Here is a 1,429-nt window from a genome sequence, read left to right as displayed (position 1 = left end):
AAGCGGTAGTCTGCTTTTCCAAGTTTAGTTCTTGAAAGCGGATAGGGTGGATGGCTCCCGCTCACGGCATCTAGGTGCCAAGATGGTTTGCTGTCAGGCAAACCCGAGCAAAGGAACCATCCGCCATGGAGATTACCACGATCGGCCTGGATGTGGCCAAGAATGTTTTCCAGGTTCACGGCATAGACGCAGCAGGCAAGGTCGTTGTCCGCAAAGCGTTGCGCCGAGCCCAGTTGCTCCCGTTCTTCAGGAAGTTGTCGCCATGCTTGGTCGGAATCGAGGCCTGCGGCACCTCCCATCACTGGGCGCGCGAGTTGATCGGGTTGGGTCACGAGGTGCGTCTGATGCCACCGGCCTACGTCAAACCCTATGTTAAACGCGGTAAGAATGACGCTGTCGATGCCGAGGCGATCTGCGAGGCGGTCACGCGCCCGACGATGCGGTTTGTCGCTGTGAAATCGCGCGAGCAGCAATCCGCGCTGTCACTGCATCGCGCCCGAAGCTTGCTGGTGGGGCAGCGCACGCAGCTGGTGAACATGATGCGCAGTATGTTGGCGGAGTTCGGGATCGCCATTCCGGAAGGCCTTGAGAAGGCGCTTTCTATGGCAAGGCAGATTGTTGAGGGAGAAGTCGATACAGGCCTTCCCGTGGAGGCAACAATGGTGGTTGCCATGCTGTCGCAGCAAGTGATCGACACACATGTCCGGCTCCGGGAAATCGACAAGAGCCTTGGCGCCTTGCAACGTAGTGACGACCTCGCACGACGCCTGTCCACCATCCCCGGCATTGGACCTGTTGGCGCGACGGCTTTTGCTGCGTCGGTAACCGATCCCCATCAGTTCCGGTCGGGGCGTCAGTTTGCAGCCTGGCTGGGTCTGACACCGCTGCAGAAGTCGAGCGGGGGCAAGGATCGTCTCGGTCGTATCACCAAGATGGGCGACAAGTATCTGCGCAAGTTGCTCGTCATCGGCGCAACCGCATTGGTCCGATATGCCAAATACAAACCCGACACTGCCGATCCGCGCCTTCTCGCGTGGCTGGCGAAGAAGCCGGTCAGGGTCGCGACGGTGGCCATGGCCAACAAGATGGCCAGGGTCATCTGGGCGCTCATGACGCGCGGGGAAACCTATCAGGCACGCCATAACCCAATGCTGGCGGGCTGACATCTAAGAGCTCAAGCTGAGGAGATCAGCTTCACGATGTTGTAAGCGCGATGCGATGTGATGGCGATACCGGTCAGACCGGGAACCAGGACAACCCATGGACTGTCAGAGGCGTTATAGCCTGTTAAGCCGATTGGGACCTGGTTTGCGGACCCCATCAGGGCCAGCAGTCCCTCCCGACTGCAACAGTAGGCCGGACAGACGACTGCAACCGACCGAACGTCAAAACATCAATTTGTACTTGCAACGCGGGAGCCATCCACAGA

Annotated in this window: 1 protein-coding gene; it reads left to right on the top strand. The window is 59.1% G+C overall.

What is annotated here, in order from left to right; translation table 11 throughout:
- Nucleotides 1-125 precede the first annotated feature (125 nt).
- Entirely contained in the window at nucleotides 126-1,163 is a 1,038-nt protein-coding gene (locus BRX37_RS26190) for an IS110 family RNA-guided transposase (protein WP_125990357.1), read from the top strand.
- Nucleotides 1,164-1,429: the final 266 nt, after the last annotated feature.

This window comes from Sphingomonas sp. S-NIH.Pt3_0716 (assembly GCF_003950715.1).
GTDB classification, from domain to species: domain Bacteria; phylum Pseudomonadota; class Alphaproteobacteria; order Sphingomonadales; family Sphingomonadaceae; genus Sphingobium; species Sphingobium yanoikuyae_A.
The sequence above is the reverse complement of the archived record's forward strand: the minus strand, read 5'-3'. Positions and strand labels throughout refer to the sequence as shown.